A 13,743-nucleotide genomic window follows, 5' to 3' on the forward strand; every position below is an offset into this window, starting at 1 on the left:
ATGGGATGGAGATGAATATATGAAGAAATATTTGGCTTACATAAGGTGCGGATTTTTGGAGGGATGTGCATACCGGAGCACATTTATCACCGGTATGCTGGCGAATTTCATCCAGGCGGTGGTATTGTACTATGTCTGGAAAAGTATTTTCACATATCAGGATGTAGTAAATGGCTATACATGGGAGATTATGAAGCAGTATGTATTCGTCGCGTTTCTGTGCAACAGCGTCTTCTCTATGGGGTTTGAGATGAGCATAGCGGAGCGTATCGTGAAGGGTGATATTATATTAGACCTCTTGAAGCCCTTGTCTTATCGGGGAATGCTTTTCTTTCGGATGCTTGGAACGGCGGGACTGGAATTTGCGGCGACTTTTGTGCTGATCGGGAGTGTCTATCTGGCGGTGAATGGCCTGCAATATCTGAGCGGGATGCGGACGGCGCTTTTTCTGATCTCGCTTTTTCTTGGCATGGGGGTGAAATTCTGTATCCAGTATCTCTTCTCGCTGCTGTGCTTTTATACGGATAATTCTTATGGAGTGACGAAGGCAAGGGAGATCCTTACCAATTTCTTCTCGGGAGCGTTGATTCCGTTGGCGATGTTTCCGGGCGTCTTAAGAGACGTTGTGAATGTTTTGCCTTTCCAGGGGATCATCTATACGCCTTGCTGCATTTTTATCGGGACGTTCTCGGCCGGAGAGAGTATGATGAGTATACTTCTGCAGATTGTGTGGATTGCTGTATTAGGTCTTCTGGGAACCTTATTCGGGAAGAAAGCATTTGGTGTGATCTCTATGTATGGAGGTTAGGTGATGAAAAAGTTCGGAGCTTATATACAATTATATATTATGTTTCAGGTACAGAATATCAAGTCTCTGGCGCAGTATCGGACAGACTTTCTGATGATGGTCTTCTTTACGCTGTTTTCCCAGGGGTGTAATCTGGGGCTGATCTGTATCATATACAGTAATATCCCGCAGGTAGGTGGATGGACGATGTGGGAGATCTTTCTTCTCTACGGATTCCTGCTGTTCTCGGAAGGGTTTATTAATTTCTTCTTCCAGGGGGCGTGGAAGATCACGAATATGATACATATGGCAGAACTAGACCGGTTCCTGGTAAGGCCGGTGCCGGTAGGGCTGCAACTTCTGACGGCGAAGATTGATTTTGACGGACTGAATAAGATGATCATTGCCATAGCGGTAATGGCGGTTGGATTTGGGCGATGCGGGATGGAGTGGAATGTGCTTAAGGCTACAGTATTCTGTATCTTCCTGGCGGAGGCGTGTGTGATAAGAGTGTGCATGATCTGGATTGCGAGCTGTATATCCTTCTGGATGGAAGGGAAGAAGAACAGCCTGAATTATTTCGTGATCTCATTGGGAGAGATGGCGAAGTATCCGATGGTGATCTATCCGCCCATTTTCCAGGGAATCTTCGGATATCTGATTCCCTATGCGTTCGTCAGCTTCTATCCGGTCGGTTATCTGTTGGGCAAAGAAGGAACCAGGGCGGGGGCGCTTGGGATCTCGTTCTTCTGCGTGCTTATGCTTGCAGTGTCCTGCATGGTGCTGAAACGCGGGCTTGCGAATTATGAGAGCAGCAGCTATTAAGCTGTGGGATTTTTGCATTTCTACTTGTCTTTATTATCAAATGCATATACTATAATAGAGAGAAGATAGAAATGAGGTGGGGGAATGGCATATTTACGAAGAAAGGTAGATTATTTTCTGGAAGAATGGAAAGCAGATGAGTCCAGGAAGCCGTTGATACTGAAAGGGGCGCGCCAGGTAGGGAAGACGGAATCCATCAGGCATTTTGGGGAAAGGAGTTATGAACATCTTATTGAGATTAATTTTGTTGAAGAGCCGAAGTACAAGATGATCATTGAAGATGGATTCAAAGCAGAAGATATTATCAAGAATATATCCAGGATAGATCCGTCAAAGGAATTCGCAGAGGGAAATACATTGATTTTTTTTGATGAGCTGCAAGAATTTCCTGAGATCGTCACGTCGCTTAAGTTTTTTAGTATTGACGGAAGATTTGATGTGATATGCAGCGGTTCTATGCTTGGGATACAATACAAAAGAATTGAAAGTAACAGTGTTGGTTACAAGACGGACTATCAGATGTATTCGATGGATTTTGAAGAGTTCTTATGGGCAAAGGGGTATAAGGATTCTTTTATAGATGAACTTTTAGAATATATGACTGAGCAAAAAGCCTTAAGTGAGCTAATGATGTCGGTTTGCAGCGGGGCGTTTCTTGATTACTGTATATTGGGGGGAATGCCGGCAGTCGTGAGAGATTACATTTTGAAGAATACGTTCGAGGGATCACTGGTTACGCAGCGGCAGCTTATTGAAGATTACAAGGAGGATATCCGCAAATACGCGGAGGGAATGGATCAGACACGGATATTGAATGTGTTTAACCAGATTCCGGTTCAGCTTGCGAGAGAGAACAAGAAGTTCCAGATATCGAAGGTTGCAAAGGAAGCGAGATTCAAGGATTACAGAGGATGTATCGAGTGGCTGCATGATTCAGGAATTATCAATCTCTGTTATTGCCTTCATTTCCCGGAATTACCGCTGAGAGGGAATTATGACGAAATGAAATATAAGCTGTATTTTGCAGACAGTGGTCTGCTAGTCTCTATGTTGGACGACGAATCACAGGATGATCTGCGGGCGAATAAGAATATGGGGGTTTATAAAGGCGCTCTTTATGAAAATGTGGTCGGTGAAGCGCTTGTCAAAAGCGGGTATGAACTTTATTATTATAAACGCGAAGATTCCACTTTGGAAGAAGATTTTTTTGTACGGACAATGTCCGGGTTGATTCCGGTTGAAGTGAAATCAACGAACGGAAGGTCAAAATCACTCCGCACGCTGATCGAGAGCGAGAAATATCCAGATATCTCTTGTGGGATAAAATTTACATCGGGAAATATAGGGTATAGCGATAAGATCTATTCTTTCCCGTATTTCTGCGCTTTTTTGTTGAAGCGGTATTTGAAACAAAGGTAATTCGATTGAATGCGGTTGAAAAAAGTTATATAAAGTTATATAATAAATGAAAAGTTATATAGGGTTATATAGAGTTATATAAGAGGTGATGCCGGTGAATAATCCTTTTACATTGTCATTTGGGAAAAAGCCATTACAGTACATTTCCCGTATCATGCAGACGAATCAGATTATAGAGAGTTTTAATGCGGAGATTCCTTCTAATCAGATCTTTATGATCACAGGCGTCAGGGGATCTGGAAAGACCGTTATGATGACGAATATAGCAGATGAAATACGGGCAGATGAAAGCTGGATAGTGGTTGAACTTAATCCTATGCGGGATTTGCTGCAAAGTCTGGCAGCAAAGATATACGGCATTCCCGAGATGCATGCGAGATTTTTAAAGGCCAGATTGGATTTTTCGGCGTTTGGGCTTGGAGTGTCCATTGAAGATGCTGTTCCGGTTACAGATATAGAGAGTGTCATCGAACGGATGCTGGAGCAGATCCAACAGGATGGGAAACGATTGCTGATCACCATTGATGAAGCAGCTAACTCAGAGAATATAAGGATTTTTGCAAGTTCTTTCCAGATTTTCATTAGGCGTGATTATCCCATATATCTGCTGATGACAGGGTTGTATGAGAATCTATATGATCTGCAGAATGATAAGTCTCTCACATTCTTATACCGGGCTCCCAAGCTTATGCTGGAGCCTTTGAATTACACGGCTGTACGAAAGCATTACATGGATATATTCGGTCTGGATATGGAGACGGCAGAGAAGATGACAGTTTTGACAAAGGGGTATCCTTTTGCATTTCAGGTATTAGGGTATCTTTATTGGGAAAACCGTGAAAAAGACATTGATGATATACTGCCGGAATATGACCAATACCTGGAAGAATATGTTTATGGGAAAATATGGTCGGAACTCTCTGAACTGGATAAGAAGGTGCTTCTTGAGATTTCGGTAAATCAGGAGAGCAGGGTACTCTGTATCAGAGAACGATTGCAGATGAAGTCAGAATTGTTCGCGGTATACCGTGAGCGGCTGAAGAGAAAGGGGGTAATAGATACCCGGGAATATGGGAAGATCCGTCTGTTGCTGCCGCGATTTGCAGAATTCGTAAAGCTGCAGCAGATATAGATGCTTACATCTTCTTCCTGTAAGCAGAAGGCGGCATCCCATAATAGGACTTAAAAGCGGCCGAGAACTGAAATGGATTGGCATATCCCAGTGATCCGGCGATCATGGATACAGAATAATCCGTCAGATCCAACAGCATAGAAGCCTGAGACATACGGATAGAGCGCAGATAATCACTGGGCGTCTGTCCGTATGTTTTCTTGAATACGGCGCACAGGTAATTGGGATGAATATTCAAGGATGCGGCAACATCCTGCATCTTGATCGGTTCGGTGTAATGGGTATCCATGAATGCTTTTGCCAGGAGTGCCGGGGAATTCTTCTTAGGGTTGATCGTATCCTCCGGAATCTGGGATCTCAACAGATCAGAGAAGAAGTTCAGCATCCGGCTGTTTGCTTTCAGGGAATCAGAGAGTCCGAGAATCGCGGTGAATTGTTCGCCCGGGAAGACGTCTTTGTCATATTGGGAGTAGCCGGCGACCCTCCTGTCTGTTACGGAGATAATGGATAAGAGATTCTGCTCGACCTCATTGAGAGGCATCTTGAATTCAATTACGTTCTCATCGCCGAATAAAAGGGAGAGAAAGGGATTGGCGGTATTGGTATAGAATCCGACCCATCCGTATGTCCATGGATCCGTCAGGGAGGCGTAGTATCTGGCGGATACGCCTGCCGGGATATAGAATGCCTGTCCTGCATGCAGGTTGGAGAGCTTATGTCCTGTCTCGAAGAAACCATTTCCGCCCAATATGAAATGGATCAGATGATAGGGACGCGAGTCGATATGATAAGAATAGCCGGGTGCGCACTCCTGTATTCCGCAGTGGTTCAATTGAAGTGAGAATCTGCTCACGTCTGTTCTATCCAGGAAAATGTCTCTGTTGCCGATCATGGCTGTCTCCTTTCTGAATGATTAGGATCCGCTTGATTTGTAGTGCCGCACGCCGAACTTCCAGAATAGTATAGCCGGAATCAGGAACCAGCATGCCAGAAGGGGAAGGAACATGAAGATCAGTTCCTTCCTCCGCCCCAGTATATAGAGCAGGGGATAATACTGTATCAACGCATAAGGTACGATGAATGTGGCGAACAGAAGCATCTTCTCCCCATATACGCCAACGGGATACTTGCCGAATTCTCTGGCGCCGTCCGTGAATATATTCATGAATTCCAGGCTCTCTAATGTGAAGAAGCAGAATGCGGCATAGATCAGGAACAGTGCGGTAAAGACAGCCGTGCCTCCGATCAGCATAAAGATTACGGTAAGCGCTTTGGAAAAGCTCCAGGCAATGTCACTCTGAATAATTCCGTATATGAACATCACAACAGCCTGCAGCATTCTGCCGAACCGGGTGAGTTCGAATTTGCTCCCCAATACCTGGATGATCTCATTCTGAGGGCGCACCAGAACTCTGTCGAATTCTCCGCTTCTTACCATACCGGAGAATTGATCGAACCCTCTGGCGAACATTTCCGCAAGGGAGAATTCCATCAACATGACGGAGAAGCACAGAAGCACTTCGCTGTAGGTGAAGCCTTCCACCTTGGAGAATCTCTGGAACATGAAGAACACGCCCAGAAATGCGGTGAAAGAGACCAGGAACTGCCCTGCGGCAGTCAGGAAAAAGGAAGTCTTGTACTGCATTACACACCGGATATTGATGGACACATAATGAAGATAAAGGCGGATGGATCTCATATATTAACCTCCTTGAACGGTAACCCGCTTCTGTGCCAGACGGCAGAGTGCGTTCCCGGCAAATGTGATAGCTGTAAGCCAGAATACCTGCAGGAATACAGCCCTTTTCATCTCATAGCTGCTCATGCTTCCTCCGTAGATTCTAAGAGGAACATTCTGCATGGATGCGAACGGCAGAAGTTCCATGATCCGCTGCATTTTCTCCGGAAAGAACGGCAGCGGGATCAATGCCCCTGCAAAGAAATCTGAAGCGGAATCGAATATCAGCCGGAGTCCTGCAGGTGATATGGTAAAAAATGCCAGGATATAGACCAGCATACAGAGCGATACGGTCATCAGCAGTCCGAGAACCAGTGTGATCAGAAACAGGATAAAGTGCTTAAGGCTTGCCGGCGCCGCAAGACCGTAAGGGTGCGGCAGGAAGGCGGCCACGATCAGGATGGGAAAGCTCCTTAATACGGCTCTTGACAGACGTGTTGCGATACTTCTTGCAAACCACATGCGGTAGACGCTGACCGGCCGGCACATCTCGTAGGCGATATCTCCGTTTACGATGGCATCAAAGATCTCATTCTCCATCATCCATACCGCGAACAGGGCGAGAAATGCCTGCTGCAGCCACAAGTATGATGCAGTAGCGGAAAAGCTCATGGGGAAGGCGCCTGCGTCCGCCCGGTAGAAGGCGGCGAATATCATGATCTCCATGAATCCCCACGCAAACTGGGTTGTGATTCCGCCAAGGGCGGCCGCTCTGTATTGCAGGCCCATGGTGAATCTCAATCGAAAGAAAGATAAATATTTTTTCATGTTCGTAGTCCTCTATGATACCAATATATCAGATATCGTATGTACGGTACAGCTCGGCTACCGTCTCGTCAATATTCTCACCGCCTCTTTTGATATCATTAAGTGTACCGTCCATAAGGATCCGTCCCTTTCCGATCAGGATGATACGGCTTGCCAGTGCTTCGATGTCCTGCATGTCGTGGGTAGTGAGTATCACGGTGGTGCCGTGGGTCTGATTCTGCTTTAATATGAAGTCGCGGACGGCAAGCTTCGACACGGCGTCCAGTCCGATCGTGGGTTCGTCAAGGAACAGGATCCGCGGGCGGTGCAGAAGAGAAGCAGCGATCTCACAGCGCATCCGTTGACCAAGGGAAAGCTGTCTTGCAGGAGAGCGCAGTAACTCCGTCAGATTCAGTAATTCGGTTAATTCTTCAAGGCTCTGTCTGTACAGGGGTTCAGTAATAGAATAGATGTCCTTTAATAATTCAAAGGAATCTATGACCGGAACATCCCACCACAGTTGGGAACGCTGACCAAACACGACGCCGATCTCCTGTACGTGCCTGATCCGGTCCTTATACGGAACTCTGCCGTCTACAAGGACTGTTCCGTGATCGGGGGTTAATATTCCGCTTAGAATCTTGATAGTAGAGCTCTTACCGGCTCCGTTGGGTCCGATGTAGCCGACCATCTCGCCGTCGCCGATGGTAAAGGTCACATTATCCAGTGCACGGATCACTTCATATTCCCGGTGGAAAAGAGCTTTCAAAGCTTCGCCGAAGCCGGCGTTTCTTTTTGCAATCTTGTACGATTTGCATACATGTTCCATCGTAATCATTCTTGCTTCCTCCTGGTAGTTATATTCGCATATCTTGCCAAGTCGGTTTGGTTGCATTCTGATTATATCACACAGGCGCTGTCTGGTAAAGTATATAATTTGCCTTGCTTTTTTAGTCGGAGGCATTGTAGAATAGTTATGGAAAATTTAGAAAATAATTTACAGATCATGCAAGGATTTGCGTAAGACAATCGTATTATAAGTAGAACAAAGTAATAAGCAATTGCCAGGAGGGTTATAAAGCAAATGAAGAAAAAGGCCATATTAGGAGTAGCAGGAGTATTATCGTTGGTAATGGGAACGACAGTGTTCGCGTCAGATTTCTCGACTGGGTACATGGGTAGGATGCCGCTGCACAATTTCAGGGCATGCCCATATGTGGATGTATCGAGGAATTATATGCGCCCGGCATCGGGGATCTGCTTGGCGGACAGGTGTGATTTCGGGAACTGTAATTTCATAGACGGCAACTGGGTTGGATCTTGCGGCAATTATGTAGATGAAGACCAGAACGGCGTATGTGATAATTACACAGGTCAGGGCAACGGCGCGGGTTCTGGTGCTGGTTACGGCGGAGGCTCTGGTGCGGCGAATAATTATACGGAGCCGGTATACACAGAACCGGTATATACGGAACCAGTATACAATGAGCCGGTCTACAATGATACGGGCAATTATGGGAACCAGGGTTACTGCGGCGGAGGCTATAACGGTCAGGGCTATGGCGGAGGCTATGGCGGAGGCCATCATGGGGGCGGACACGGATGCCGCCGTTAGTCAATGGTACAGAGTGAAGGAAGGGGCAGCGGCAGTGATGGCCGCTGCCTTGTTTGCCGTTCTATAGAAATGAGGAGGTGATGCGTCATGCGGAGTGAGGCAGAGATCAACCATGCCGTGGAGACGTATGCCGATATGATCCGGCGGGTCTGCTTCTATCATCTGAAGAATCAATCGGATACGGAAGACGTGTTCCAGAATGTTTTCTTAAAATACATGCTGTCTAATGAATCCTTTTACGACAGCGAACATGAAAAGGCATGGCTGCTCCGCGTATCCATCAACGCCTGCAAAGATTATCTGAAGAATTTCTTCAGACGCAATGTGGTTCCGCTGGAGCTGCTTAGTGAGACGGAGGCAAAGGAGAGCGGGGATGACCACGAGGTTTTAGAGGCGGTGCTGTCTCTTCCGGTGAAATATAAGGACGCAATATACCTGCATTATTATGAGGGATACTCGGCGGCTGAGATTGGGAACATAATCGGGAAAAAGGAGAATACGGTATATTCTCTGCTTTCCAGGGGGCGGATGATGTTAAGAGATAAGCTGGGAGGTGATGGATTTGACCAATAGAATACAGGATGCATTTGATCATATCAGGGCAGATGCAAGTCTTAAGGAATCGACAAAGCAGTTCTTGTATGACAAACGGACTGGCAACAGATATCCGCGGCGCCGTCCGGCGATGCGGTATGCGGTCTCAATGATCTGTGCGGTATTGATTCTCGCAGCAGGCGCGGCAGGGTATTCCTGGGTGCGGATGCCGGTTTCTTATGTAAGTATCGATGTCAATCCGTCCATTGAGCTGGGGCTGAACCGTTTTGACCGAGTTGTGTCGGCCAAAGCGTATAATGCGGAAGGAGAGGCGATCTTAGATGAATTGTCTCTGAAATGGAAAAGGTATACGGATGCGCTGCATGCGGTGATAGAGTGTGAGGGTATGCGCGCGTATCTGGCGGACGGTGAGGAACCGGTCCTTGCGGTGGCTGCGGATCAGACGCGTGGGCAGGAATTGGAGCAGGGAGTAAGGCGCTGTTCGGGGCATATGAGGCATCATTGTCAGAATGTCAGCGTGGATCTTGACATGGCGTCTCAGGCGCATCACAGTGACCTGTCGGTCGGCAAATATTATGCGTATCTCCAGTTATCCCAGTATGACAGTTCTGTGACTGTAGATGACTGCAGGGAAATGAGCATGGCCGAGATCAATGCAAGGATCAGCGAGTATGAGCAGACGGATGATGAAGAAGATGCCGGGAATACGGACAATGAATCTGGGTATGATGAGAATACGGGCGGATGTAATCTGGATTCCTGTGACGGGAACGGCGGGGGAATGCCGTCTCATCAGAGGAGACACCATCACCGGAATGGGGGACATGAATAAGATAACATAACAGAGGCCTCTTTCGAGGCCTCTAATTTGATTGTCTGGCTTTTACTTTTGCAAGCAGAGCTTCTTGCAAAACCTGTGAAAAATTGATGTTCATTTCTAAAGCGGCAGTATTAAGCCAGGCTGGAATGGTAAGAGTTTTTCTGACGGCCTTTTCAAAATGTTGTTTCGCGTATGTGTCAACATCAACGGAAACTATATTGACAAATGCTTCACACATGGGGGTATCCGGATCGATCTCTTTAGCAACTGCTATGGGATCAATATCAGATAAGCTGGAAGGGGTAGGAATGGGATCTCCGTCCATCTGGCATGTATGGAGATATCCAGCCAGACAGTCCACCGCCATCTCCATTGCTTCTTCAAAAGTATCTCCTTGTGTGGCCAGCCAATTCAAATCAGGAAACACAACAGAGTAGCTGCCTTCTTCATGAAAGAAGCAAGCAGGGTACATGGATAGCATAATATTCACCTCCTAGATTACTTCGGGAACAAGGAATGGGAGCCTACGATATCCCAGCCTGTTTTTTTATTGAATATTCTGTCTTCCTGTTAAGGTCTTTGCCTTTATGAAAGGGTATGGTGACCTTGCCAGGTTTTATCGGATGTATGTAATTCTTATGGGAGCCTACCTGGTTCTTAAAAATCCATCCGTCCGCAAGGATTAGCTTCTCCATCTCTCTTGGTTTCATTGGCATAGTGTGATCCTCCTTGCATTTATATATTATCTTATAATGCGCATGATGTCAATGCGCATTATAAACTTATTCCCGAAGCTTCGCCCCTTTCATATTCACGCAGGAATGCAGGTAAGAACCGGTCACCACGATCCAGATGACGGCTACCACCACGATCGCCATGATCCCGGTATCGAAGAACAGGTGCCCGAGCATGGTGAACACAAGCAGGATAGGGATCCAGGTGTTTATAGCGGAATAGGTTTTATATGCACTCTGGTAGATCAGCTCCTTTTGTGCTTCATCACAGCTGTCGAGCCATTGCTGGCGGAATTTCCTGGATGACGGGTCGCCCTTTTGGTCGGGATGGATGGCCTGAACTGTCTTGATGTAGCGTGTCTGGTAGAAGCCGTTGTAGGCATAGCATCCAAGGAATACCAGACAGGCTGCCAGCATATTCTTATGGTTGCCGTCGGTAATGTATTTGACGGAATATCCGGCGGATAATATCAGGACACAGAATACCTGGGACAAGATATTGGACATAACTCCAAAGGCCCCGGTCTTCTCCTCCTCGTACTCCCAGCGGTCGCATTCTTCGTCCTCCGTCTCACGGATCTTCTCACCGATAGCACGGAGCCTTCGGATGCTGCGTTCTCCTAAGATAATGGTTGCTATAGTGATGATCAGCAGGGCGGGCAGCATAATACGCTGGATGAAGGACAGGATATCTGTCATTCCTGTCTGGATATCATCAGTCCTGCCTCCTAACAGGAGCATCGACAGCAATCCCAGGACTGCGCCGAACAATGCGGCTGCCAGCATGATGAGCCCCGTTTTCTTGTATGAATTCGTCTTCTTTGGTTCTTGGTTATCTCTTGTCATGATTCTTCGTCCTCCTTATATTCAAAGATATCTTCTACTGTTACCTGGCAGATCTTCGCAAGCTTCAATGCCAGGGTTACTGACGGCGAATAATCGCCTCTTTCGATCAGGCTGATCGTCTGTCGGGACACTCCGGCAAGCTTGCCAAGCTCCGTCTGGTTGATTCCCATCCGGGAGCGGTATTCCTTCAGATAGTTCAATAGTGCCAATCCATCATCTCCTGTCTGTTTGGTATTTCGACGCCGTTTTGTGATTTTTGTATTTGACAACTTTGTTTGTCAAATACAGTATAGCATTGACAAATATAGTTGTCAACAAGCTGAATGAAATTTTGACAACTTTTTTTGTCAAAATGAAATCTGGAAGGTCAAGAGGATAGGCTGGTGCTCTAGCCGGGTGGAGTACCAGTACACATATTAGCTGCAAAAAACGTTGCATAAATGACAGTGATGGATATATAATATGATACAAGCGTCCCAAGGTCATGCGTTTCATGCTTGCATGAAAAATATGGATTTGAGGTGTTGTTTTAGGATTGGAATACGAAAAAGAGGAGGATAACAGAATGAACATGATTCAGGATGTGATGGATTACATCAGAGGTTATGATGAAGAAATAGGAAACGCGCTTGATCTGGAACTGAACCGGCAGAGAAGGAACCTGGAGCTGATTGCTTCGGAGAATATCGTAAGCCCGGCGGTAATGCTGGCGATGGGTACGGTTCCGACGAATAAATATGCGGAAGGATATCCGTCGAAGCGTTATTACGGAGGCTGCGAACATGTGGATATCCTGGAAGAGCTGGCGATCAAGAGAGTGAAGGAACTGTTTGGCTGCGACCATGCGTGCGTACAGCCTCATTCCGGGGCGAATGCCAACAATGCGGTCTATCAGGCATTGCTGCAGCCGAAAGATACGGTGATGGGGATGAACCTGGCGCACGGCGGGCACCTCACCCATGGCTCTCCGGTTAATATGTCGGGGCTTCTGTATCATTTTGTACCGTATAATGTAAATGATGAGGGATTCCTGGATTATGACGAGATCAGAAGGATTGCCAGGGAATGTAAGCCGAAGATGATCGTCGCAGGCGCGTCTGCCTACCCAAGGGAGATACGTTTTGATATATTTGCGGATATCGCAAAAGAGGTTGGGGCATATTTGTTCGTAGATATGGCGCATATTGCCGGACTGGTCGCGGCAGGGCTTCACCAGAGCCCGGTTCCCTATGCGGACGTGGTGTCAAGCACGACCCATAAGACCTTAAGGGGACCAAGAGGCGGCATCATCCTGTGTAAGGACGAGCATGCGAAGGCTATCGATAAGGCGATCTTCCCGGGAACCCAGGGCGGGCCGCTGATGCATATCATAGCGGCAAAGGCCGTCTGTTTCGGGGAGGCGTTAAAGCCGGAGTTTAAGCTGTACCAGGAGCAGGTTGTGAAAAATGCCGGGGCGCTTGCAGACGCGATGATAGCAGAAGGCTTCGATCTTGTCAGCGGCGGCACGGACAATCATCTGATGCTGGTTGACCTTAGGAATATGGGGATTACCGGCAAGGAACTGCAGAACCGCCTGGATGAGGTCTATATCACGGTCAACAAGAATGCGGTGCCGAACGATCCGGCAAGCCCGTTCGTGACCAGCGGTATCCGTGTCGGCACACCGGCGGTTACCACAAGAGGACTTAAGGAAGAGGATATGAAGACGATCGCAAGGCTGATCAGGATGACGGTGACGGATTATGATACGAAGGCGGAGGAGATTCGCGGCGAAGTCAACCGAATCTGCGAGAGATATCCGCTGTATATATGATACGGTGTAAAGGTTCAGAAGCGGAAGGAGCGGCGGATATCATGATGAGTAAGAACAGTATAGAGGAATTTGCCGGCGGCCTGTCTTCGGCAAAGCCTGTTCCGGGCGGCGGCGGAGCCTGTGCGGCGGCGGGAGCATTTGCGGCAGCGCTCGGAATGATGGTGGCGAATCTGACGGTGGGAAAGAAGCGGTATGCGGAAGTGGAAGAGGAGATGAAGGAGATCCTGATTCGTCTCGGAGTATTGAGAGATCAGTTGTTAGAACTGATCGATAAGGATGCCGAGGCCTTTGAACCACTCTCAAGGGCGTACGGGCTTCCCAGGGAGACGCCAGAGCAGCGGGAAGAGAAGGAGCGTGTTCTGGAAGCAGCGCTGTACGAGGCGAGCATGGTTCCTATTGAGATCATGGAGAGGATCCTGGAAGCAATGGGGGATCTGGAGATCTTGAGTAAGAAGGGCAGCCGGATCGTGATCAGTGATGCCGGCGTGGGTGTGCTCTTTGCGCAGGCCGCGCTTGACGGAGCGTCCCTGAATGTATTTATCAATACGAAGCTTATGAAGGATCAAATCACAGCGCAGAGAATCGATAAGAAGGCAGAGGATATGATACGGCAGGGGCAGGAATACAAAGACAGAATTTATTCAACGGTAATGTCGCAGATCCGATAATGTTCCGTTTGGACGGAAAGCGGACGGAGCAGTCGGCAGAAAAG

Annotated in this window: 17 protein-coding genes; 9 read left to right on the top strand and 8 right to left on the bottom strand. The window is 47.5% G+C overall.

Annotation, left to right across the window (positions count from 1 at the left end; translation table 11 throughout):
* The first annotated feature begins 19 nt into the window (after positions 1-19).
* From VSQ62_RS13405 to VSQ62_RS13420, 4 genes are all read left to right on the top strand, one after another.
* Entirely contained in the window at positions 20-808 is a 789-nt protein-coding gene (locus tag VSQ62_RS13405; protein ID WP_334635382.1) for an ABC transporter permease, read from the top strand.
* Between the two features lie 3 nt (positions 809-811).
* The gene (locus VSQ62_RS13410) at positions 812-1,612 is read left to right on the top strand and encodes an ABC transporter permease (protein WP_334635383.1); all 801 of its coding nucleotides are present in this window, start codon (positions 812-814) and stop codon (positions 1,610-1,612) included.
* Positions 1,613-1,696: 84 nt separating this feature from the next.
* The gene (locus VSQ62_RS13415) at positions 1,697-3,031 is read left to right on the top strand and encodes an ATP-binding protein (RefSeq protein WP_334635384.1); all 1,335 of its coding nucleotides are present in this window, start codon (positions 1,697-1,699) and stop codon (positions 3,029-3,031) included.
* 88 nt (positions 3,032-3,119) lie between these two features.
* A complete protein-coding gene (locus VSQ62_RS13420) occupies positions 3,120-4,163 on the top strand; it encodes a DUF8462 domain-containing protein (RefSeq protein WP_334635385.1) in 1,044 nt (347 codons plus the stop codon).
* 4 nt (positions 4,164-4,167) lie between these two features.
* On the opposite strand, the gene VSQ62_RS13425 is transcribed toward VSQ62_RS13420, so the two are convergent.
* The 4 genes from VSQ62_RS13425 to VSQ62_RS13440 are packed head-to-tail and all read right to left on the bottom strand — an operon-like array spanning position 4,168 to position 7,486.
* Positions 4,168-5,055 (bottom strand): AraC family transcriptional regulator, encoded by an 888-nt coding sequence (locus VSQ62_RS13425; RefSeq protein ID WP_334635386.1) that lies wholly within the window; start codon positions 5,053-5,055, stop codon positions 4,168-4,170.
* Between the two features lie 21 nt (positions 5,056-5,076).
* Entirely contained in the window at positions 5,077-5,862 is a 786-nt protein-coding gene (locus VSQ62_RS13430) for an ABC transporter permease (protein WP_334635387.1), read from the bottom strand.
* Between the two features lie 3 nt (positions 5,863-5,865).
* Positions 5,866-6,669: an ABC transporter permease gene (locus VSQ62_RS13435; protein ID WP_334635388.1), complete on the bottom strand. Its 804-nt coding sequence runs from the start codon at positions 6,667-6,669 to the stop codon at positions 5,866-5,868.
* 28 nt (positions 6,670-6,697) lie between these two features.
* The gene (locus tag VSQ62_RS13440) at positions 6,698-7,486 is read right to left on the bottom strand and encodes an ABC transporter ATP-binding protein (protein WP_334635389.1); all 789 of its coding nucleotides are present in this window, start codon (positions 7,484-7,486) and stop codon (positions 6,698-6,700) included.
* 246 nt (positions 7,487-7,732) lie between these two features.
* On the opposite strand from VSQ62_RS13440, the gene VSQ62_RS13445 reads away from it, so the two are divergent.
* The 3 genes from VSQ62_RS13445 to VSQ62_RS13455 all read left to right on the top strand — a co-directional run bounded on the left by VSQ62_RS13445 (position 7,733) and on the right by VSQ62_RS13455 (position 9,650).
* Positions 7,733-8,263 (top strand): hypothetical protein, encoded by a 531-nt coding sequence (locus VSQ62_RS13445; RefSeq protein WP_334635390.1) that lies wholly within the window; start codon positions 7,733-7,735, stop codon positions 8,261-8,263.
* 87 nt (positions 8,264-8,350) lie between these two features.
* A complete protein-coding gene (locus VSQ62_RS13450) occupies positions 8,351-8,836 on the top strand; it encodes a sigma-70 family RNA polymerase sigma factor (protein WP_334635391.1) in 486 nt (161 codons plus the stop codon).
* Positions 8,826-9,650: an anti-sigma-I factor RsgI family protein gene (locus VSQ62_RS13455; RefSeq protein ID WP_334635392.1), complete on the top strand. Its 825-nt coding sequence runs from the start codon at positions 8,826-8,828 to the stop codon at positions 9,648-9,650. Before VSQ62_RS13450 ends, VSQ62_RS13455 begins: the two co-directional genes overlap by 11 nt.
* Before the next feature lie 31 nt (positions 9,651-9,681).
* Here VSQ62_RS13455 and VSQ62_RS13460 read toward each other — a convergent pair whose 3' ends face one another.
* From VSQ62_RS13460 to VSQ62_RS13475, 4 genes are all read right to left on the bottom strand, one after another.
* Positions 9,682-10,119: a type II toxin-antitoxin system HicB family antitoxin gene (locus VSQ62_RS13460; protein ID WP_334635393.1), complete on the bottom strand. Its 438-nt coding sequence runs from the start codon at positions 10,117-10,119 to the stop codon at positions 9,682-9,684.
* Between the two features lie 43 nt (positions 10,120-10,162).
* Positions 10,163-10,354, bottom strand: coding sequence for a type II toxin-antitoxin system HicA family toxin (locus tag VSQ62_RS13465; protein ID WP_334635394.1), 192 nt, complete (start codon positions 10,352-10,354; stop codon positions 10,163-10,165).
* Positions 10,355-10,420: 66 nt separating this feature from the next.
* Positions 10,421-11,218, bottom strand: coding sequence for a DUF3169 family protein (locus tag VSQ62_RS13470; protein ID WP_334635395.1), 798 nt, complete (start codon positions 11,216-11,218; stop codon positions 10,421-10,423).
* Positions 11,215-11,427 carry a helix-turn-helix transcriptional regulator gene (locus tag VSQ62_RS13475; RefSeq protein WP_334635396.1) on the bottom strand — a complete coding sequence of 71 codons (213 nt, stop codon included), beginning with the start codon at positions 11,425-11,427 and terminating at the stop codon, positions 11,215-11,217. The genes VSQ62_RS13470 and VSQ62_RS13475 overlap by 4 nt, the downstream gene beginning before the upstream one ends.
* A gap of 362 nt (positions 11,428-11,789) precedes the next feature.
* Between VSQ62_RS13475 and glyA the strand changes: the two genes are divergently transcribed.
* The gene (glyA, locus tag VSQ62_RS13480; RefSeq protein ID WP_334637657.1) at positions 11,790-13,031 is read left to right on the top strand and encodes a serine hydroxymethyltransferase; all 1,242 of its coding nucleotides are present in this window, start codon (positions 11,790-11,792) and stop codon (positions 13,029-13,031) included.
* A 41-nt stretch (positions 13,032-13,072) separates the two neighbouring features.
* A complete protein-coding gene (locus tag VSQ62_RS13485) occupies positions 13,073-13,699 on the top strand; it encodes a cyclodeaminase/cyclohydrolase family protein (RefSeq protein ID WP_334637658.1) in 627 nt (208 codons plus the stop codon).
* Positions 13,700-13,743: the final 44 nt, after the last annotated feature.

This window comes from Sporofaciens sp. JLR.KK001, assembly GCF_036941055.1.
Classification (GTDB): Bacteria; Bacillota; Clostridia; order Lachnospirales; family Lachnospiraceae; genus Sporofaciens.